Genomic DNA, 20,918 nt, shown 5'->3' on the forward strand with positions numbered 1-20,918 from the left:
GACGAACGCTCGTGCCTCTTCGCCTCCACCGCACCGCCGCTCCCGGGCTCGTCGCTGGCCTCATGGTAGCGTTCGCGTCGCGGGCTACTACCACTACTCTGCCATCTCCAGCCATCCTGCCCGCGATCTGACCTGCGACGGGCTTGATCTCCGGGGCGTCGCGACCCTTCGTGTCGAAAAATTTGGCCCATCGGTTCCCTTTGCGCTGGTTTGCCCGCGTGACCGCCGTCAAACCGTCGTTCCACCCTGACGAACTGGCCGAGGAGCGCTGGGAGCGCGAGTTCGACTCCTGGCTTCTGCCGTTTCTGCACGAGTTTGGTTACCCGTCTCAGCAGAAGTGGGCTCCGATCTACATGCGTGGGCTCCTCGGACCTGGCGACCGCAAGAGCATCGAACCGATGGCTGCGCGGGTTTGCCCGGGCGAGACGCAGCAGCTTCACCACTTCCTCTCGACCTCCCGCTGGGACACGGCCGGGCACGAGCGCGTGCTTCTCGAGAAGGCCGGAGCGCTCGTAGGCGGCAAGGATGCGCATCTCGTCATCGACGACACGGCGATCCCGAAGAAGGGGACCCACTCGGTCGGCGTCGCGCATCAATATTGCGGGCAGCTCGGCAAGAACGCCAATTGCCAGGCGCTCGTCTCCGTCACGCTCGCGCGTGACGAGGTGCCCGTCCCCGTGGCGCTCCGGCTTTACCTCACGAAAGAGTGGGCGCACGATCCTGCGCGACGGCGCCGCGCGAAGGTGCCAGAGGACGTAGTGTTCCGACCGAAGTGGCAGATCGCGCTCGACGAGGTCGTGGCGCTCCAAGCCGCCGCACGCTCAGGTGCGCTTGATGTGCCCTCAGGCGAAATACAGGTTCCGTGGCCAAACGCTCGAAGACCTGCACCAAGAGGTTTTCGTCATTGCGATACGTCATGCCGAGGAGCTCCGTGACGATGCGAGGGCGTGGCTCGTAAAGGTTGCTTGGAGCGTCGTCGTCAACTACCGGCGGCGCCGCCGAGAGGTACTCGATGCGGAGGCAGGGCTCGACAGGCTCTCCACGGCAGCCGATCCGGAGCTCCGTGAGACCGTGCGTCGCGGGCTCGATGCGCTGGGCGACGTGGAGCGGCAGATCGTGCTTCGTTACGATTTGTATGGCGAGACGCTTGCCGAAATCGCGCTCGATGGTGGAATGGCGGCAGAGCGGGCGTACGCGCGGGTGCGAGCCGCTCGGAAACGGCTACGGCGTGTCATCGAGGAAGACGAATGCGCCTGGTCCGACGAGTGAGGGCGCGGATGTTCACGCAAGCAAAGCCCGGAGCGCAACGGGTCGCGCTCGTGGGATGCTCGGCGCGAAAGCTCGGCCGCGGAGCGCCCGCGCGTGAGTTCTACACGTCAGCCTTGTTCCGCGCGGCCGTCACGTACGCCGAAGCCAAGTGCGACGCCGTGCGGGTCGTGTCCGCGCTTTACGGCGCGGTCGAGCTCGACACATGGCTTGATCCGTACGACCGGAACCTTCGTTCCTTCGGAAAGCGGTACCGCGAAGGATGGGGCGTGCGGACGGTGGCCGAGGTGATCGGTGGGTTTGCCGTCCCCCCTCTGCTCGTTGTCCTCGCAGGTCAGGTCTACGCGGATGCGCTGGTCTTTGGTGCCCACTGGCACAACCTGCCGAGGCCCGAGGAGCCGCTGCGAGGCGTGAAGGGGTGCGGGGCGCGGGTGGCGTGGCTGTCGCGGCACACGGCAGGTGCAGGGGTGGGCGGTTGATGAAGCTCGATCGGTCCCGAGCCCCCCACGCACCCCCTTGCAGAGCATCCGCGTCTCCGCGATGCTGCCGGGCCGTGTCCACCGAAGCCCCGCAGCTCAGCGCCGGGACCCTCGTCCGCGTGCGGCAACGCACGTTCCTCGTGGAAAACGTCCGTTCGTCGCCGGGGGCGGCCTCGGTCGTCTCCCTCGCCTGTGTCGACGACGACGCCCAGGGGCAGCGGCTCGACGTCATCTGGGAGGCCGAGGTCGACGCGCGCGTCATCCCCTCGGGGAACAGTTCTGATCATCCTGACCCGGGGTCGCCAACCCCGCGGATCTTGGCTGGATCTCGACAGACAGAGGGGTCCCCCGCAGCGAGCGTGGTGCCCTTTCCGCCGCCCTTTCCTTCGTGCGGGCCTGCTCGGTGCCCATCCGGGGGGCCAGCTCGGGGATCGCCTCATGGAGCGGGCGGCACTCCTTGAGCCCGAGCTCGGCCGCCGTGCGGGCGGCACGCCGGTAGCGGTTGATCATGTCGCTTGACTTGTGCCCCGTTCGGTCCTGCACCCACGCCTCCGTCCGTCCGTTCGCGAGTGCCAGCGTGACGAACGTGGCCCGTGTATCGTGCAGCCGGATCCGCATCCTCGTCTCCGTCCGCGCGAACAGCTCCGGCCGGCGAACGCCTGCCAGCTCCAGATGTCCGCGGAACCGGCCGGCAGTGTCGCTCATGGCAAGCCGCTGTCCCTTCTGGCTTCCTTCGTCGTACACGAAGACAGGCGCGTCCCCTGACACGCGCACGCCTCTCGCCGCGCAGTGATCTCTCCAGGCGCGCAACGCGGCGACGACCCCAGGCGACAATGCCCACGCGCGGGGCTCGTCCGTCTTGTTCACGTCGAGCACGATCACTCCGAGGTCCAGGTCGATGTCAGACCACCTCGTGTGGAGGGCTTCCGTGCGTCGCATTCCTTCCCGATGAAGGAAGCCGTAAAACAACCGCCATTCCAGCGGGACCTGCGTGCAGCCCAGCAACGTCGCGTCCTCGTCGGGGTAAAGCCACCCCTTTGCTTTCCCCGCTTGGTACCGCGGCACGAATCCCCGCGGGAGCGGATGCACGGCGATATGGCGCAGGGGAAGGACCGCCAGCGAGCAGATCCGATACACGAGTTGCGCGACGGAGCGCCGCGAGTTCGGCGCGAGACTCGCGGGCAGGCTCCGCATCACGGCTTCCGCGTGGTCGAGCGTGAACTTGTCGATCGCCACGTCCCCGACCATTGGATAGACGTACCTGTCCAGCACGTACCTGTTGGTTCTTGCACTTCGTCGTCGCTTGACTCGGTCGGGATGGAGATCCGCCAGCTCGCCGCTCGTCCACCGCTTGCCGATTTCCTCGATCGTCGGCGTGCGGTTCTTCTGTACCACCTGCCCTGACGCGATCATGTCCACGGCCTTGCGTACCTCGTCCAGCGCTTTCCCGTCACGCACCGCGGCGCGCTTGATGATGTCCGGCGCGATGTCGTCGCGCCCGCACTTGCGGAGCTTCACGGCCAGCTCCGCCAAGATGTCGAGGCGAGCCATGGCGCTTGCCTCGTCCTTGCAGGTATCGAGCATGAAGCTTTGCCGCTTCTTCGCTCCGATCGTGAGCCGCGCGAACCACTTGCCGCGCCGCTCGTAAACGTTGCCTGTTGCTACCCTGGGCATGTTCCAAACTCCAATCAATGACGATGCAGGGAACAGCCGAGCGGCCGTGCCCTGCGGGTTTCGGCTCCTTTCGCGGAGCCACGGTAGGCGCGCGAGAGACTCTCCCGTCGTGCCCCCCGGGGCCATGACGGCATCGCGGCGCGTGTCAAGCAACGGATGGCGCGGGAGGGGGGTATGGCCCGTCTACGGGCCATAGAGGCGAGAAGGCGAAGGCGACCGTGAGACCCCGCGGGGGCCGGACGGTTGTCAGAGGCGCCGAGCACGGCGGCTCGTCGCACGGGCGCGGCTCGGAGTGACCGGCCGCGGTTGCAGGCCAATGGCGTCGAGAATGTCGTCGGCGTGCTCCGCGGGCGCGGTGTCGCCGGTGGACGCGGCGTCAGTCGCGGCCGATGGGGAGGACGGGGCGGCGATCTGCTTTCGGGCATTGTCTTCGAGCCACGCGACGAACGCGGCACGATTGACGATCCGAAGCTTCCCGAGCCGCGCGACGGGGACCGGGAAGTCCGGCGCGCGGATGGCTTCCAGGAAGACGCGCCGCGGGATGCCCGTCACCGCCTCGACGTTGCATTGCGAAAGGGTCTCGGGCGGGGGCGCGACGACCTGGAGGACGCCCCGCGGGATCGACAAGGTCGCCGTGATGTTGCTGTCCGGGCTGCGGGATTCACCGATGGACATGTCCGCCCTCCCATGGCGCACGAAGGGGCGCCGTTGCGTGGATCCGATTCTCCCGCCCGTGGGGGATGCGGGACAAGGGAAAATGGAGGTCGCCGTCGAGTTCTATATATATAGCCCGACCATACGTATAGCCCGACCATACGTATAGTCTGACCATACATATTACGCGTTGCCGTCGGTCGCCTCTCCGGGGGCGTCTCTCGGCCCGGGTTCTCGGCTCGTTCTCGGCCCGTTCTCGGCCCTTCTCGGGCAAGTCTCGGAGCCATGCCCGGGAGCCACTGGAACCCGATGGCTCTGCCCATGGGAAATCCATGGCTTTCCATGGATCCTGGGGGGCGCTCCGCCCGCTCCCCGATGCGAAGCGAGTGCTCGAAATCCGGCTGATTTGATAGGGTACGCGTATATCCCACCTCGTGAAACATTTTTGAGGCGTGTAGCCATGGCTTCGCCGAGCAAATAGTGGATCGATTTCTGGGCCCTTCATGGACCCCGAGTCTGTGAAACAAGGGGGCAGGATCGACTTCCATGGCTCAACACGGCGATTTCGCGGTTTGTCTGCGGAGGGCACGGTCCTTGCGCTTGTACAGAACGTGAAATCGAATACCGTCCCGGCGACCGTGAAACATTTCCGCCGCCCGAGGCATGGCTCCGGCGAGCAAAAAGTGGATCGATCAGTGGACCCTGCTCGGATCCCGGGCCTGTGAAACAAGGGGGCGGGATCGACGTCCATGGACCAAACGCGGCGATTTCGCGGTTTGTCTGCGGAGGGCACGACGCTTGCCCTGTCCGGAAGCGTGAACTCGCGCACGAGCAGCGGCACGCGGGAGGTGCCCGCGCGCCCCCTCTCGACGCGAAATTGGTCAAAAACCCATTGTGTCGCTCGGCTCTTTCACTCGTCGACACGGCGAAACAGGGGTGTTGATCCCGAAATTCGGATACGTTTCTCGGACTTTGTGGGTTTTCCTCGAACAACACGCCGCAGAGGCTTGGACCATTCCACCATAGACGTAGCGGACACCGTCGTACGTGCCTCGCGCCGACGCTGATTTTTGTGGCTTGCAGGGCGGCGGATGTGCATAGTGCTCGGTTGGAGCTTCTCTATGGACTTGGGCGGGATCCAATCCCCGAGAGACACGAAGGCGCGCTCCGGTTTGCCATTGCGAACGGAGACCTCGCCTTCCGACGTCTGCACTGCGGTGGTCCTCATCGGCGTCTGCGAGTCGTCGTCGGATCTCGTGTCGCTCGGCGTGGCGTTGGGCGCGTTCGCGGCAGGTCTCTACAGTTTGCCGAGTGGCGCGCCCGCCTCGATGAGCGGGCCCGTGCAGCGCAGTCTCGCGGACGCTGGATGGCGTCAGGCCGCGCAAGCGACGCTCGGCGACCAGCGCGTCCAGTTGCTCGCGAGCGCGTTCCTTGCAGCCTGCGAGAAGCGCGTGCCGAGAGCGTCGTCCACCCCGGATGATCCGGTATGGATCGCCGGTGTCCGCGGTGTTTACGAGGAGGACGAACGCCTCCAGATGCTCGCCGACACCCTGCTCGGAATGCTTCGTTTCCCGCGTGAGGCGGCATCCGCCGCCACGCCGGCCGCGCCGGCCGCGGCCGCGCCTGCGCCTTCTGCGCCCCCCGCGTCTCCCACGCCGACGCGTTCGATCCCCCTTCACGTGGAACTCGTCTTCTACACGCTCTTCGCAGTGACGAACGCCGATCTGGGGATCACGGACGCAGCATGGCAGGACATCCACCGCGCGTTCGGTGAGAAGTTCGCGACGTGCCAGCGCGCTCTCTCGGATTCGAACGTGCGCGCCGTCGCTCGCGTCGTCGTCGCGTACGGCCGGGCGAAGGGCAGCGGCGACGCGGCAAAGCACGCCTTCCTCACGAGCATCCGAGATGCCTGCCGCAATCTTGATGCAGGTGGTCGGCAACGTGCTGGCCAAGTGTCAAACCGCCCCACCGACGGCGCTCGTTCGGGAAATCGTGCTCTACACGGTCTTGGCATTGACGAACGCGGCGCGAGGGCTCACGGACGCGGATTGGCAGGACATGAGCCACGCGTTGGGCGGCCCAATCGATCGGTGCCAGTGGGCGCTCTCGGATCCGACTGTTCGCGCTGTGGCCGGGGCCATCGTCGCATGCGGTCGTGCCAAGGGCGATGCCGGGAAGTTCGCCTATCGGCAGCATCGTACGTGCCTGCCGAACTCGTGTTGGCGGCCATCGCGGGCGCGCTGGCTCAATCCCAGGCGCCCACGGCGTCGGCTCCTACGACGGAAGCCCAGCCGCAATCCGCACAGCCTCCCGCGACGGCGGAGCTGCCTGCCACGGGCCTCCCCGTCGCGGAGCTGCGCCCCGCACAGCCCCCCGCGACGGCGGAGCTGCCTGCCACAGGGGTCCCCGTCGCGGAACTGCGCCCCGTGGCCCCGCGTCCGCTGGTCACGCGACGGCTGCCCTTGGCGGCGCGGCCGTGGCGGAGCACCGCGGCCAGGTCGGGCATCGTGCGGGAGCCCGTGCCGCCGGTTCCGCCACATCCCGCTGCTTCTGCGCCCGTACCATGTGAGCCGGTCCCGACGGTTCCGGCCGCTGCTCTCGCTGTTCCGCGGTGGAAGCATGCAATGCCCGCGGCCCCTTCGGTTCCCGTGCTGATTCTGGGCACCATGCCGACCTCGGGCCGTGTCTCCGCCGCGCTGACGCCCGCGGCCCTTCCGGTCACCATCCCGACCCCGATGCAGACGCGCAGTCCTTCGCCGCGCTCGCCACGCACGGCAGTGCATGTGCCTCTGCCCCGTGGACGTTCCCCGCCGTGAGCTGCCGCTAAAGCGACCGAATCAAATGCAACTTCTCGATCTCGTCCGGCGTGAGGTTGGGTGTGTTCACGCTCCCTCCCGCGCTGAGCATCTACGTGACCACGACGCCCGCGGACATGCGGAAGAGCTTCGACTGGGCTCTCCGCCGCGGTGGCGTCCGCCGCGGTGGCGCGGATGTTATCGGCCAAGGATCCGACCTCGGGGCACCTGCGCGACCTCCTGCATGGGGGACAAGGGCACGGCTTTGGGAAGGACCGACGCCGCCACTCTCCCAAGGCCCCGACCCCGGCGTCGCCATCTTCCCTCGGCAGACGGCTGCGCCGCAGCCGTTTGCGGCGTTGTTCCCGCAGGTGGGCTTCGAGGCAGGGTGGGGCACGTTCCCCTCTTGACAGGTGACGCCTTCTTGTGCGTGCAAGCCCCGGCCGCAAGGACGTCAACCTGGACAGCTTGGAGTTAGGGGCTCGGCCGATGCCTCCCTGTGGTTCCCGGCAGTGGCTGCGCGAACACGGCATGCGCGCGTTTTCCTCAGTAATGTGCTCGCACAGACAAACGGCTTCACACGTCGCCCCTGGGAAGGTACGATGTGCCGCCCTTTCTGGGAACAGCTTAGTCTGGGTTCAACGCGGCGGTCCGTTGAAGCAGCACTCACGGTTCTCCGTTCGCAAGCGGCGTCTGGGATCGTTCGGGAAGTTTTGCAGGTCACGAGGAGGATCGACCGATGACGTTTGTCAAGCCGCCGGGTGATGGATCGGTAGAACTCTCCGGCGAGATCGATGGCGTGGGGATCGGCGAGGCCGCGGGCGAGGTGAAAGCGCCCGATCTCAAGGCTGTCGTCGACGTGGGCGGAAAGGCGGCGGGCGCGGGCACGTTGCTCGGGGCTGCGACCAAGGGAGGCTCCCTCGATCTCGGCGCGGCGGTGACAGGCATCGCGGGCGGAACGCTCGGCGGGGTCGGTGGTGGGATTGCCGGCGCGGTGACCGGCGGTGGAGTGCCCGATCTCGGGGCGGTGGCGACCGGTATTGCGGGCGGGACCATCGGAGGCGCGGCTGCGGGGGCGGTGGGGATCGTCGCCGGTGGCGGCGTGCCTGATCTCGGGGCGATGGCGAGCGGGATGGTGACGGGGGCCGTTTCGAACGCTGTCCAGCAGGCGACCGGGGCGGTCGAGAATCTCGCGGGAGGGGCGGTCGGGAAGCTCGCGGGGGCGGTGACGGGTGGGTTTGCTGGGGGAGCGATCAACGCGACGCTCGGGGGGCTCATCGGGGGAGGGACGCCAGGGATCGTGGCGGGGGAGCTGCCGGTCTTCGAGGAGATTGCGGTCACATCGTTCGATCCTGGGAAGATGATGAAGGGGGTGGCTGGGAACGCTGCTTCCGGGCTTGGCAGCGTCACGCAGCGTCTTGGCGGAAAAAACCTTGAGGTCGAGATTGGCTCGGGTGACAAGGTAGAGGCTCGGCAGTTTTCGATTCACGAGCGGCTTTCGTGTTTGTTCCAGGTCAATCTGGTCGGGGTATCGGAGAACCCGAGCATCGAGTTCGACGACGTGGTCGGCCAGGCCGCGAAGTTCTCGATGGCGGCCGGGAAGCACGATCGGTTCTGGTCGGGCATCTGCAACCATTTCGAGCAGGTGCGCGTCGAGCCGTCGGGGCTCTCGACGTATCAGTTCTCGATCGTGCCCACGTTGTGGCTCCTGACGCAGCGGAAGAATTACCGGATGTTCCAGCAGATGTCGGAGCTGGATATCGTGCTCAAGCTGCTGAAGGAGTGGGAGATCGAGCCGACGCTGCGGGTCGACAAGGGGGCGTACAAGAAGCGGAAGTACCGCGTGCAGTATTCGGAGAGCGATTTCACGTTCATGAGCCGGATGCTCGAGGACGCGGGGATCACGTTCTATTTCGAGCAGGCGGGCGAGGAGACGAAGCTCGTTTTATCGGATGCGCCGCAGTCGAACGCGAAGCGAGGGACGCCGGTCACGTTCGTGGATGACACGAGCATGGTGAAGAGCATCGACCTGGAGTTCGCGACCTCCGTGCGGATGGGTCAGCGGGTGCGTCCGGGCAAGTATACGGTGCGGGACCACGATTACCGGAAGCCGCCGACTTACAAGCTGATGTCGAGCGCGTCGAAGGGGCTGAAGGTCGAGGAGAAGCTAGAGCGGTTCCAGTATGTGCCGGGGGCGTTCCTGTTTGGAACGGACTCGGGGGATGCGACGCCGAGCGCGGATGACAAGGGCAAGGCGCGGACGGACGAGAAGGAAGCCGCGGTGCTCGCGCAGAAGCGGCTGGATGCGAAGCGCGGGGGTGCGCGGGTGGCGACGTTCGAGACGAACGCGTACGACCTGGCGCCAGGCGTGGTGATGGGGATGAGCGGGCATTCGCATTCGGCGCTCGGGGATGGGAAGAGCTTTCTGGTGGTGGAGTCGTCCCTCAGCGGGACGGATCGGGGAGAATGGTCGCAGCATTGCGAGGTGCGGGGGACGGAGGTGCCGTTCCGGCCGGAGCTCGTGACGCCTAGGCCGAGGGTGAACGGGGTGGAGAGCGCGACCGTGGTGGGGCCTCCGGGAGAGGAAATCCATACGGATGAGTTTGGCCGGGTGAGAGTGCATTTCCATTGGGATCGCGAGAGTAAGATGGATGACAATAGCTCTTGCTGGATCCACGTGAGTCAGCCGTGGGGTGGGGCGGGGTATGGGGGGTCGAATCTGCCGCGGATCGGGCAGGAAGTGCTCGTGGACTTCTTGGGGGGAGATCCGGATCGGCCGGTGATCGTGGGGCGGGTGTATACGAATTTGCAAAAGACGCCGTACAAGCTGCCCGAGAACAAGACGCAGAGTGGGTGGAGGAGCAATTCCACGGGCGGCGGTGGTGGGTATAACGAAATCATGTTCGAGGATGCGGCGGGGAGGGAGCTATTCAATATCCAGGCGCAGAAGGATATGACGAAGCTCGTCAAGAACAACGAGACCTCGACGATCCAGAATAGCCGCACCAAGACGGTTTGGAAGAATGATTCGCATTTGGTGGGTGTAGAACATTCCTTGACGATCGCAAAGCCAGGCGAAGGAGCGCCGGCACCGGGCCCGACGAAAGTGACGATGACGCACAGAAAGATCGTCATGACAACTGGCGAGGCGACTGTCACGATCGAGGGAGACACGATCACGCTCGACGCGGACAAGAACATCAAGCTTGAGTCACGGGGGACGATAGATGTCCACGCCGCATCTGGCATCAAGGTAAATTCCGATTCCGGCAACATCGTGATCCAGGGGCTTCCACAGGTAAAGATCAATTGCTCTGAGTAGTGGGAGAAGGTGCAACCGCAATGCCTGAAGCAGCAAGATTAGGCGATCAGCACTCCTGTTGGATGCACGGCGGAGGTCCAATCTTGCCCGACTGCTGCCCATCCGTACTGATAGGTGACCGACCGGCTGCGCGGGCAGGCGACAAGTGCAAGTGCTGGTGCGCAGAAGACCCGATCAAGGAAGGAGCCGCCACTGTCATCATCGGGGATTCACCTGCCGCCCGACGCGGCGACCCTACAGATGGCGGTAAAATAATCGAGGGCTGCCCCACGGTCATCATCGGGGATCCGCCACAAGCGGCGTGTATGCTAAACGCGGCGAGTGTAGGTGCGGCGTTTGTGACGAAGGCTGATTAGAGTGAGACCGTCTGAAGTCACTGCGGCACTCCTGGAGCGTGCAGCGCTCGCAGATGGCGAATCTGCTCGGGCGTGCCTTTATGCAATTCTGGACGGCGCACGCGACAAGCGGATTGCGACACTACGCCGGACGCTGGGTGAAAGGGTTGAGAGTCTTTATGATGGGGAACAGGGACGCGACTTGGCCCCTTTCGGACCGTTTCTTGTAGAGTTGCAGCCAGGAAGCAAGGCAATCGGCGCTCTAGTGGATGCTGGCTGGGGTCTGTCTTGGATGGTATTTCTGAATACGCCGTCCCTATTTGATGAGCTACGACGGCACCTTCGTCGATTCTTGGTGGTTCGCATGCCTGACCAACGCATTGCCTACTTTCGGTACTACGATCCAAGAGTTTTGCGATCATTTCTGCCGAGTTGCACACAGGAGGAACTGCAGGATTTTATGGGCCCTATACGTGCATTCTTGGTCGAATCTGCGAGCGGAGACGAGTTGCTCGAATTCGCAATATGAACGGCCACCAATAGTCCGAGCCTCGCTGAGATATGATTAGGATTAGACCTGAAGTATACGAAGCTCTACTGCGTGGCGCTGCCGAGACACGTGCAGAGCGAATAGTCGAAAGGCTGCGCAATGTGCCAGACATCGCCGTACAGCGGGCCTCGAGTAACGAGATTACCATTCGCCAGCACAACGGCCGAGAGACCAACCTCTCCGTTGAACCTGACGGCTCTGCGGCCATCCTGGCGCTGCCTACGGGAAACACGATTGCCGTACAAACCCACGACCATTCTCAAGTCGTGTCTATACATGACCGTGCTGCTCGGTTGTTTACTGTAGAGCATAACGCCAGAGGCATGGTGACTGGCATTTGTGACTCCAATACCAACACCTACAGATTTGACTATGACGCGCAGGATCGGCTCGTCGCCGCTGTTTACCCAGACGAGTCGACGACACGTCTCGTGTATAATGACTTAGGGAACTTGTCCACTGTCACAGATCGAACGGGTGCATCCACTCAGTACTCCTATCGTTCGGACGGTCGACTTCGATGCACAACGGATCCTCTCGGTCGCAAAACGGAATTCGAGATGGATCCGAGCGGGCAATTACTGAAGATTGATTTTCCTGACGCTTCCGCGTATACGTTTAGTACTGACGTCGACGGCTCAACAAGACTTATGACGCTGCGAGATGGCAGCGTGGTGAGGCAAAGATTCTCGGGAGACTGTCTTGCTTCCGTGAGATGGGCGGATGGCTCATATGTTGAGTACGAGTCAGACGCACACGGCAACGTGCTGCGCGCATCGACAGGAAGCGATGCCGCAACAGTGAGTTCTAAATTTGACTCCCAAGGGAACCGCGTCTCAGAAGCATCACAAAGCACTTCATGGTCATACGTATACGACATCGACGGTCGACTACGGAGTGTACAGAATGATCACGGCTACTTAGTGGATTACGCCTACGGTATCCACGGAGAGCTGATAGACGTTCGAGTACAGGGAGAGCTCCTTTGCAAGATCTCGTATGAACCAGACCGTGGAAAAGTAGTTGTTCAGCGGGGTACTGCCACCACGGAGTTGTTGACTCACAACGAGCAAGGGCGCGTCATTCGCTCCGAGCTTCTTGATGCCGATGGCTGGCGCGTATGGCAGTCGACGGTCGATTACGACAATTGCGAACGTCTGGTGGCAACGTCTGAATCATGGGGAGAGTCTGGCCACCAGCGCTCTTCAAGGCAGATTGTGTGTGACCGTGAGGGTCGGGTACTGGGCGAACTCGACGGACATACTGGAGCAAGAGTGCGTGAATATGACTACGACGCCAAAGGAAATTTGATATACGACTGTGGCATCTACATTGATATCGGTACCATGGACGAGCCATTGCGTCGCGGTGATCATCGCATCGACTACGACCCAAACGGCAACATCACGACCATCCCGTCCTCGAGCGGTCGAATATCTTGTAGCTACACCGCGGGTGGATTGCTCAAGGAAACCAGACTGCCTTGTGGCAAGGTCGTTGAATATCAGTACGACGCCCTCGGCAGACGGATCGCCAAGACTGATGGGCAAAGGACGTGGCGATTCGGTTGGTCAGGCTATCAGCTCGTTCGGGAGGAGTTGCTCGAGGACGGTGAAGTTCGGTGGTCCCGGGAATACATTTATTTGCCGGACGATTCGACGCCATTTGTTTTTCGCGAAAATGGATGCACCTATTGGATTCATACCGACGCGCGCGGCGCAGCCGCGCGCGTATTTGACGATACGGGTGAGCTCGTTTGGGCAGCAGTATATGATTCGTTCGGCGTCCCAGAAGTACATATCGCAAAGATTCGCCAGCCGTGGCGGCTCGTGGGTCAGTACGAGGACGAAGAGACCGGCCTACACTACAATCTTGCCCGGTACTATTGTCCATGGTTACGGACCTACCTTTCACTCGATCCTCACTGGATGCGCTATGGAGCCACAAACTATAGCTACGCTGCTAACGACCCGTGGAATCGTATCGATCCTTTAGGCACTTTCCCGCTCGTCGCAGTTCTGATCGGAGCGGCGGCTGGTGCTATCATTGGTGGTGCTATAGCTTGGTACTGTCATGGCTCATGGCGCGACATCCTTGCAGCAGCTATCGGAGGAGCGATAGGTGGCGCCATATTCGCCTATGGTGCAGCAATGCTGGCCGCGGCTGGTACGGTTGGATTGCCACTATATGTCGGTCTTGCTAAATGGGGCTTCCTGTCTGGCTTTTCAGGAAGTCTTACCTCAGAGGTATTGGACAGTCGAGAAGGAATCTGTTGGGAGTGCGTAGGTATTAGCAGTATCGCTTCGGCAGTACTCGCCCCCCTGCTCTATGGAGCGGGTCAGTGGATCAGCCGGACGCGAGTAGGGCAGTGGTTGTCCGGCAAGTTGCGTATTGGTGGAGGAGCGCGCACGCCCAACGGAAATATACTGAAAAATCCGAAGTCGATTTGGGGCAAAAGTGCAGACGAGATCGCTGACGAACTTCGGAAGGCAGGATACAAGGTGAAGGTCGAGCAGTCGACCCGTGGCTCCAAGCTGTCGCAACAGATCCGAGTTGAGGGACATCCGGAAATTACGAACATTGAGGTACACCCAGGAGGTGGGCGGCATGGTGGTTCATATTATAAGATATCGACATCAACGCAGGGGAAGATCAAGGTAGTCGATCCAAAAACGTACATCCCTGATCCGAAAGATAAATCGAAAATCATACACTATCCATGAGGCGCATAGCAATGCCCAAGCTTATCGTTGTCAGCGGCATCGCCACGGCACCCAGTCGCGATAGATTCGGACAACTGCCTTGCGACTCGGTGCTCATTGTGGAGAGCCCAACCGCAAGAACTGATGACCTTGCGATGTCAGCCATTGATCTCACCGCCTACGTTGGGAGAGAAGCAGCAGTTCTTATCGAAAGTCAGCACCTAGCCCCGAAGAGGGTGCTTGTGCGCGATCACCAACTCGAAAACGATGAGTTGGTTATAGCGCTACAGCGACACAATGTGTCAGTAATCGCACTAAACACAGAGATCGATTACGACACCGATGTCTCATGGATTGAATCGAGGCTCGATTGGGCTGCGAGTCGCGTTACGATCGAGTGGTTCGTGCTGGACGTCTTCTGCGGCGTACAGGACTCCTGGAGCGAGCTATTTAGCGTGAGACCTGACGAGTTCTCGCCCGCGGATTTGGAGAGCCTCTGCATGAGGTTCCCAATACTCTTGTCGGCGGACGTCACGTTGGACAACTGTCTGAGTGTCTTCTCATTCCCAGGGTCACGTGGACTGCTTCTTACATGCGATGAGGTTTCTCCACTCCTGCCTCCTGAGCGGCATGCCGTAACCGCCGGCACAGCTTATGCGGTAGTAACAACATTGATGGCAGTCAGCGAGTATTGAACGATTCGCCCACTGGAAGTCCACATGGGTCAGTTCTGCACGAGGGAGTAGGATCATTGAGGCTGAATGTTCTGCCCGGCAAAGGCATTCGACGTGGATGGGTGGCAAGTTGACGAAGGGAGTGAGGGGCCATGAGCAATTTACGCGAAGTCCTCATCACCGTTTCGAGCCTTCAGACCAGCGACCGTTACCTTGCAAAGTCGTATCCCGACAAGGATTACGACAACAACGGATTGCACGAGCTTTACGAGGTGCCAGTTTACAAAGTATTTCTTGACGGAACGGATGCTGATGGTAAGCCCCAGCGAAGAGAGTGGACTGCTCTCCGCTTCATGCCGTACTGGAACGATCCCAAGATGCCTGAACCGGGCCACGAGGCGGATACAAAGGGATGGGTCAATTCCGGAATCCATTTCCACAAGAAGCAGCACGTGTTGCACTACAATCCGCACTACACCGTTCGCAATACAACGTCAGCGTTCTTCGGTTCCATTAAGGTTCGCAAACATTTCCTAATTCATGCCGGCCCCGTGAGTCTGGCAAACATTGGCTGGGGTTCAGCGGGGTGCGTGGAAATCATCGGCAGCTTCGACGAATTTCGATTGCATCTTATACAGATGGCTGGCTCCAGTCAAACAGATATCACCGCTGGAATGCTGGAGATTGTTGCGGCGAGGAAGTTGCTCGTTCAATACGACATGGCAACCCCGCCAAATATTAAGTCCGCGCTTCGCGGCGAGATTATGCCTCGACGGAGTTAGTGACGAGCTAATGGGGCGTATCTCCCGTTCACACCCTCCTCATCGTTAGCGCCACTGCCCTCCCCACCCCCACCCCCCTCACCGCTACCTCCTGCCCCTCGTACTGCTCTACCCTCCCTCTGACCTCTCCCACCATCCTCACTGCAAACCGCTGAAACGCCGGCAGTTCCTGCCCCAGCGCCTCCGGCAAATACACCGGCACCCCACCCTGCACCCCCGGCACGTGCAACAAGCTCCGGATACATGTCTTCCCGAGCACCGTCCTCTTCTGATACGCCCGCTGCTCGAGCAACATCCTCTCCGTGTGCCCCTCCAGATACCTCGGCGGTAACACCCGGTTTCCGCGCCCGAACACCTCCTTCAACTTCGCTGTCAGCCCCTCCGCAATCCCACTCGCCCCCTTCAACCAGGGCGTCTTTAACAGTTCCTCCGTCGTATCGAGCTGCTCCTTGAGCGCTTTGTCTCCACTGGCGAGCGGCGCCAGAGCGGCCATGTTCGCCTTCAAAGTCTCCAACTCGTCGAACGGGAACTCAAGATCTCCTGCCACCAGTACCAGCGGCGGCACGAATGTTCCGTCCTCCGTGACCGCGTTCGCAAGTGCCGCCTGGATTCCCGCCATGTCCACCGCGTCACCACGAGCGAGTAGCCCCGCCACGTCACGTCGGTCCCGCGCCTCTTGCCTCTTTTCCGGCGGCGAATCCCCGGAGAGCTCGTCCTCGAACGCCTTCCCCTTGATCTGTCCGAGGACCTCTTTCCACCCCGGCTGCCGTCGGATCCGTGGCAGCGCGGCCGGATCGTACCAAAGCAGCTCGATCACCGCTTTGGGAGGTGACACGGGCGCGGTCGACGCGTACGCCTTCTTGTCCCCGCCATCCTTCGGCTTCGCCGCCGCCGCAGCAGCATCCGAGGCCGCGGCAGCGCCCGAAAGGACCGGATTCGGAGACAGGGGCGGCCCCTTGCTCCCATCGCCGCTCGTCGCCCCCACCGGCTTCCAGCCCCGCTTCGCTGCCGCCTCATCGACGACCGCCGGCGGCGCGACCTCCGGCTTTGCCGCCGTCATCGCCAGCGCGGGAGGAGCCTCCTTTGCCTTCGGCGCTTCACTTTGCGCCTGCGCCATCATTTGACCGAGGGTCGGGGCAGGTGTGGTCTCCTTCGCGCCAGCGCTCCACGCACTGGGCCCAATGGGTGGCGCAATCGCATCCACCACCGGCGGCCTCGTCACCATCGGCGGCGGCGCCACGGGCGGCGGTGGATTCACCACCGGCGGCGTAGGCGGCACAGGAGGTGCGACCGCTGGTATGGCCGGCGCCGACGGCTTCCTCATCGGCACGTACATCGTTGAATCCGCCGAGACAGGTGGGGGGGCCGGCTCGCCCGATCGCAATGCCGCCAATCCCCCGGGGTTCCCGAACGGCAAGCTCGGATCGGCCGCTCTCGATTCCGGCGCCGTTGCTGCCGGAGGTTGCGGCTTATCCTGCCCCAGAAACGGCATGACCGGCGCCAGTGCCCTGGAGAGATCAAACCCAGGCGCCAGCGTCATGCTAGCGAGGTCGTCCTCATCCGCGCCTCCCGCTGCCGCTCCCTTTACCGCCGCGGGGGGGATGGTCTTCAGCAGGTCCTCGTCGTCGAGCTCCTCGACCACCTCCCCATCGAGGGTCACCACGATCCGCCCCGCCTCCGCAGCGTGCCGTAGCCCAATCATGCCCCGCCAAACCACGACGCATACTCCGCGATCCGTGTCAATCCACAGAGTGTCGGCCACGAGCTTCACGCTCTCCCGCTCGCCAGTCGCCCGCTCTACGCTTACCTTCGGCGATATCCCGGGTAAGCTCGTCACCAGCCTCGGATGCTCCGGATGCAAATTTTCCAGGACAAGTCGCTCGTTTGGCCGGATTTCCACCAGTTGCTGATCACGAGGTGCAGCCTGGAAATACCCATAATCAGGTAATTGAGGCAATGGTCGCGTCTCCCACCCAGGCGACGCGAACGCCCCCGCCAGCGGCCCGAGCTTCGCCACCCGGCTCGGCCAGCCTCCCCCAATCGGCGCGAAACACACCGGCACGAACGTGTCCGAACGCTGCGACACGAATATCCCCGGCGGCTGAAGGTTCGGGATCGCGATCATGCCGAACGAGTTCGGCGGTGCGTCGAAGCGCACTCCCACCGGATTGTTCGTCTCCGGCCCGCCCGCGGCCCGCTCCCATCGCAGAGGCATCTTGACGAACCGCTGCCCCTCGAGAAGCTGCCCATCCTGCGCTCGGAACACGCGATCGCACCACACTTCGATCGACTTATCGAGCTCGCCCACCACGAGCCGCACCGGCAGCGATCGCACCGGCTGCTTTTCCGGCGCATACGCGTGCCCCACGAGCATCACGTCGGCCCGCGCCTTGTAGGGAACCTTGTCGCTCGCGACGCGCACGCTCCGCGTCGGGTCGTCGTCCCAGAACTCGTCTTCCTCGACGGCCCCGTCCTGCTCCTTCGCGAGCACCGACTCACCCGGCGTGAGCTGAAACGTCGCTTTGACGACGACCGTCTGCGCGGTCGCTCCCGCGCTCGTTTGCCAGACGAATCCCCACGCCGAAAGCGGGCAAGTCGAAACGACATCCATCCTTGTCAACCTACCAGCCTCGCTCGCCGACGGTAAGCACCATCCTGCACGCCAGACCACTCCAGTCGCTCCCGTCCGCTCGCACCCTCTCCGAGGAAGTGAAGGCTGCACCCGGCCAGGTCTTCCAGGTGCTCTTCCTTCCGTTTCTGGGCCGCAGTGTGTTATGAGCGAGGTTCCACAGTCCGAACGTCGGCGGGCCCGGGGGGCTCTCGGCGTCGGGGTTCTACACGTGAGCCGAGAATGACCTTCATCATCGTCGGGATCATCGTCGCAGCCCTCGTGGTGTTCCTCATCGTCCTCGGCCTTCGCGCGTCGAAGCTCAACGAGGAACTCGAGCAGATCGAGGGCAAGTACGAAGCCGCGCAGCTCGAGATCGGCACGCTGAAGTCACGCGTCGCCACGCTCGAAGCCGAGGACCAGAAGAAGGTCGGTTGGCTCGACGGCATGGAGGAAGAGCTCAACTGGACCAAGGTCGAGCTCGAGAAGCGGCCCAAGATCGAGAGCAAGGTCTACCGGATCCTGACGCTCGGCATGAAGGCCACCGGCAAGACGTCGCTCACGCTCAAGTGGTCGAACCCGCTCACCGATCTCGGCACGATCGAAGGCACGAAGATCGAGCGCTACCAACGCAGCGTGAGCCACGTGCGCGAGAAGGACAAGCTCGTCGAGCACGTCTTCGAGGTGCACGACTGGGGCGGCGAGCACATCGTCGACGCGCTGCAAGAGCTCATCGTGGAGGAGATCCACGGGCTCTTGATCGTCGTCGATCTCGGCGGGAAGGACGCGCAGGAGGTGGACATGGCGCGCGTCACCGAGCAGCTCGAGGAGTTCCAGCCGCAGGCGTTGCGCTACTTCTTCAGCCCGAAGACGGTGGCTTCGTGCAAGACCGTCGTGCTCTTCATCAACAAGAGCGACCTCATCGCCGGCACGCCTGCGCAGGTCGAGGAACACGCCAAGCAGCTCTATCAGCCGCTCATCGACAGCCTCCAGAAGTTCTCGATGAAGATCGACGTGAAGGTGTTCGTCGGGTCCGCGAGCTACGGGCACTCGACGCACATGCTCTTCTCGCACTTCGTCGAGAGGATCCTGCCGAAGAACGCGTACGACTCGCAGCTCCTCCAGCGCATCAAGCAAGAGCTTCGCGCGCCGAGGCTGAACTTCGCGCCGCCTGCGCTACCACCGCAAGCGCCACCCGCGCTACCTCCACAGGCGGCACCTGCGCCTCAGTTCCAGCCGCCGCCCATGCCGAACGCGGCTCCCGCGGCGCAGCCGACATCAACGAATGGTACTGGCCTCGGGTTCGGTGCGTTGCCTGCGCGTCCAGCTTTCCAGCGAGCCACGATGAAGATGCCGGATGGTGGCTCGCAGGCTCCCAGTGACACGACAACACCCTTGCCTGGTCATTTGACGCCGCCGCGCAAGGCGTGAGACGAGGGCCTCATGGATTCGCACGTTGTTTCCGCTGAATACCAGGCGCTGACGTACCAGGGGCCGCCGGATGCGGTCTGGTATCACTTCCTGCACGGCAACGTGCCGCGGCATCAGATCGATTTCATCTACCAACCGGCGATCCCTCAAGGCACGCTGACGCAACAGCATTTCAGCCATCTTGCCCGGATCGTGAAGTATATCGAGCCGCGTCAGGGGGCGGCGTATGCGTTCGCCATCGCAAATTTGTCGCGAGATGACACGCAATATGAGCCGGGACGCGGTGGCGTTGCGTTCGTCTTTGGGTTGAGAATCAAGGGAGCGCAGGATCACGCGGGTAGGCAGGATCCGCCGTTCTGCCACTCGATCGTTTGCGTCGATCGGCATCTCGATGGCGGAGCTGTTTATGGGTCAGCGATAGCGTTTTATCACAAGCTCCTGCCGGACCAGGAATCGAGGGCAGAAGGAAGCGGCTGGTATCACACCTATGTCTCCGCCGTGCAGCAACGCTCTGATGCTGTGGAACAGGTCATCCGGGGATACATCCAGGACTTCGATGACCTGCCGGCGCCATCACCGAGCGGGCTTGGATTGCGCTATACGGTGGAAAACGCAACCCCGCCGCGACGGGTGGTGGTCGTGTATCCGGACCAGGCGCCATTCGAAGTGCTCGCACATTGCGCGGCGCGGATCGCGCAGGTGCTCGTGGAGTCCGATGTTCGATGGACGGCGATCACGAACGGCCGAGAGCAGGACGTGCTCGGAGGATTGACGGTGCGGTTCATCCCCGAGCGCGATGCTGTGCAGGAGCCGCCGGACGTCGTACTGGTGCACATCGACCAGGTTCCGCAGGACCCGCGGGAGATTGCGGAGCAGCTCTTCGGGGCGCAGGAGGTGCGCATTTCTCAGATGCCCGACCTGCGGCTGAACTGGCGTCACATGATGGCGCGGCAGGCGGGCGGGAGCTCGGGGGTAGCGATGTCGGCTGCGGCGACGGCGTCGACATCGAGCGGGAGGACGGGCTCGGTGAGGCCTCCGGCGATGGCGGCGGAGGAGCAGCGGGCGCGGCCGTGGGCGAAGCCGGCGGTGGAGGCCAACGCGGAGCCGGCGAAGGGCAATGCGGAGGGGCTTGGGATCGTACAGGTCGTATCGAAGGCAGAGGGGACGGGGACGGGAGAGACGCTCGCGAAGCCGACGTTGGCGGCGGAGCTGAAGAAGAAGCCGCGACGGCAGTTCATGCCGATCGTGGGGCTTGGGGTGGTCGTGGCGGTGCTGGGGCTGATTGCGGCGGTTTGGTTTGGAACGGCGCCGACCCCGACGCAGGGAAATGGGCCAGGGGTGGAAGCGACAGGGGCGACGGGGGCACCAACGGCGACGATGGTGCCTACGCTGGCGCCGAGCGCAACTGTAGCCGGCACGGCGGCGAGTGCGCAGCCGGCGGGGACGGTGACGACACCCACACCGCCCGTGGATACGATGACAGCAGGTACAGTGCCCAGTGGGGCGCCGAGCATGGTGCCCAGTGGTGCTCCGAGTGGAACGGGGACGACGAAGAAGGGCGGGACGACGAAGAAGGGCGGGGCGACGAAGAAGGGCGGGGGGATTATTGGGGGGAAGCTACGGTGACACTGGTGCGCATTTGAAGT

Annotated in this window: 14 protein-coding genes and 1 pseudogene; 12 read left to right on the forward strand and 3 right to left on the reverse strand. The window is 63.0% G+C overall.

The window, feature by feature from the left end; all coding sequences use genetic code 11:
* Positions 1-143 precede the first annotated feature (143 nt).
* Genes GF068_RS31310 through GF068_RS31320 form a run of 3 tightly spaced genes read left to right on the forward strand, consistent with a single transcriptional unit; the run spans position 144 to position 1,745 of the window.
* A complete protein-coding gene (locus GF068_RS31310) occupies positions 144-935 on the forward strand; it encodes an IS701 family transposase (protein WP_153823181.1) in 792 nt (263 codons plus the stop codon).
* Entirely contained in the window at positions 835-1,269 is a 435-nt protein-coding gene (locus GF068_RS47440) for an RNA polymerase sigma factor (protein WP_153823182.1), read from the forward strand. The genes GF068_RS31310 and GF068_RS47440 overlap by 101 nt, the downstream gene beginning before the upstream one ends.
* 8 nt (positions 1,270-1,277) lie before the next feature.
* On the forward strand, positions 1,278-1,745 hold the full coding sequence (locus tag GF068_RS31320) for a DUF6884 domain-containing protein (protein WP_153823183.1): 468 nt from the start codon (positions 1,278-1,280) through the stop codon (positions 1,743-1,745).
* 258 nt (positions 1,746-2,003) lie between these two features.
* Here GF068_RS31320 and GF068_RS31325 read toward each other — a convergent pair whose 3' ends face one another.
* Positions 2,004-3,419, reverse strand: coding sequence for a tyrosine-type recombinase/integrase (locus GF068_RS31325; protein ID WP_170319778.1), 1,416 nt, complete (start codon positions 3,417-3,419; stop codon positions 2,004-2,006).
* Positions 3,420-3,665: 246 nt separating this feature from the next.
* Positions 3,666-4,094, reverse strand: coding sequence for a hypothetical protein (locus tag GF068_RS31330; RefSeq protein ID WP_153823185.1), 429 nt, complete (start codon positions 4,092-4,094; stop codon positions 3,666-3,668).
* 3,513 nt (positions 4,095-7,607) lie between these two features.
* Between GF068_RS31330 and GF068_RS31335 the strand changes: the two genes are divergently transcribed.
* The 7 genes and pseudogenes from GF068_RS31335 (at position 7,608) to GF068_RS31360 (ending at position 15,233) form a co-directional block, all read left to right on the forward strand.
* Positions 7,608-10,190, forward strand: a complete 2,583-nt coding sequence (locus tag GF068_RS31335) for a type VI secretion system Vgr family protein (protein WP_240807664.1) — start codon at positions 7,608-7,610, stop codon at positions 10,188-10,190.
* 20 nt (positions 10,191-10,210) lie between these two features.
* Positions 10,211-10,546 (forward strand): PAAR domain-containing protein, encoded by a 336-nt coding sequence (locus GF068_RS31340; RefSeq protein ID WP_153823186.1) that lies wholly within the window; start codon positions 10,211-10,213, stop codon positions 10,544-10,546.
* A gap of 1 nt (position 10,547) precedes the next feature.
* Positions 10,548-11,054: a DUF4123 domain-containing protein gene (locus tag GF068_RS47445; protein ID WP_170319779.1), complete on the forward strand. Its 507-nt coding sequence runs from the start codon at positions 10,548-10,550 to the stop codon at positions 11,052-11,054.
* Positions 11,055-11,086: 32 nt separating this feature from the next.
* A pseudogene (locus GF068_RS47605) lies at positions 11,087-11,854 on the forward strand (hypothetical protein); the annotation flags it as partial.
* Positions 11,855-11,998: 144 nt separating this feature from the next.
* On the forward strand, positions 11,999-13,798 hold the full coding sequence (locus tag GF068_RS45575) for an RHS repeat domain-containing protein (RefSeq protein ID WP_338046644.1): 1,800 nt from the start codon (positions 11,999-12,001) through the stop codon (positions 13,796-13,798).
* Positions 13,799-13,809: 11 nt separating this feature from the next.
* A complete protein-coding gene (locus GF068_RS31355) occupies positions 13,810-14,472 on the forward strand; it encodes a hypothetical protein (RefSeq protein WP_153823188.1) in 663 nt (220 codons plus the stop codon).
* A 131-nt stretch (positions 14,473-14,603) separates the two neighbouring features.
* Positions 14,604-15,233, forward strand: coding sequence for a hypothetical protein (locus tag GF068_RS31360; protein WP_153823189.1), 630 nt, complete (start codon positions 14,604-14,606; stop codon positions 15,231-15,233).
* Between the two features lie 28 nt (positions 15,234-15,261).
* Here GF068_RS31360 and GF068_RS31365 read toward each other — a convergent pair whose 3' ends face one another.
* Positions 15,262-17,844: a DUF2169 family type VI secretion system accessory protein gene (locus GF068_RS31365; RefSeq protein WP_153823190.1), complete on the reverse strand. Its 2,583-nt coding sequence runs from the start codon at positions 17,842-17,844 to the stop codon at positions 15,262-15,264.
* A 240-nt stretch (positions 17,845-18,084) separates the two neighbouring features.
* On the opposite strand from GF068_RS31365, the gene GF068_RS31370 reads away from it, so the two are divergent.
* Positions 18,085-19,272 (forward strand): GTPase domain-containing protein, encoded by a 1,188-nt coding sequence (locus GF068_RS31370; RefSeq protein ID WP_153823191.1) that lies wholly within the window; start codon positions 18,085-18,087, stop codon positions 19,270-19,272.
* 12 nt (positions 19,273-19,284) lie between these two features.
* On the forward strand, positions 19,285-20,898 hold the full coding sequence (locus tag GF068_RS31375) for a hypothetical protein (RefSeq protein ID WP_153823192.1): 1,614 nt from the start codon (positions 19,285-19,287) through the stop codon (positions 20,896-20,898).
* Positions 20,899-20,918 lie beyond the last annotated feature (20 nt).

This window comes from Polyangium spumosum (assembly GCF_009649845.1).
Classification (GTDB): Bacteria; Myxococcota_A; Polyangia; order Polyangiales; family Polyangiaceae; genus Polyangium; species Polyangium spumosum.

What these genes read in the sequence shown, in the direction of transcription:
- GF068_RS47440 (WP_153823182.1), top strand. Translation starts at nt 835, where the DNA reads ATGTGCCCTCAGGCGAAATACAGGTTCCGTGGCCAAACGCTCGAAGAC.
- GF068_RS31325 (WP_170319778.1), bottom strand. Translation starts at nt 3,419, where the DNA reads ATGCCCAGGGTAGCAACAGGCAACGTTTACGAGCGGCGCGGCAAGTGG.
- GF068_RS31330 (WP_153823185.1), bottom strand. Translation starts at nt 4,094, where the DNA reads ATGTCCATCGGTGAATCCCGCAGCCCGGACAGCAACATCACGGCGACC.
- GF068_RS31360 (WP_153823189.1), top strand. Translation starts at nt 14,604, where the DNA reads ATGAGCAATTTACGCGAAGTCCTCATCACCGTTTCGAGCCTTCAGACC.
- GF068_RS31320 (WP_153823183.1), top strand. Translation starts at nt 1,278, where the DNA reads ATGTTCACGCAAGCAAAGCCCGGAGCGCAACGGGTCGCGCTCGTGGGA.
- GF068_RS31365 (WP_153823190.1), bottom strand. Translation starts at nt 17,844, where the DNA reads ATGGATGTCGTTTCGACTTGCCCGCTTTCGGCGTGGGGATTCGTCTGG.
- GF068_RS31335 (WP_240807664.1), top strand. Translation starts at nt 7,608, where the DNA reads ATGACGTTTGTCAAGCCGCCGGGTGATGGATCGGTAGAACTCTCCGGC.
- GF068_RS31355 (WP_153823188.1), top strand. Translation starts at nt 13,810, where the DNA reads ATGCCCAAGCTTATCGTTGTCAGCGGCATCGCCACGGCACCCAGTCGC.
- GF068_RS31340 (WP_153823186.1), top strand. Translation starts at nt 10,211, where the DNA reads ATGCCTGAAGCAGCAAGATTAGGCGATCAGCACTCCTGTTGGATGCAC.
- GF068_RS31375 (WP_153823192.1), top strand. Translation starts at nt 19,285, where the DNA reads ATGGATTCGCACGTTGTTTCCGCTGAATACCAGGCGCTGACGTACCAG.
- GF068_RS31370 (WP_153823191.1), top strand. Translation starts at nt 18,085, where the DNA reads ATGACCTTCATCATCGTCGGGATCATCGTCGCAGCCCTCGTGGTGTTC.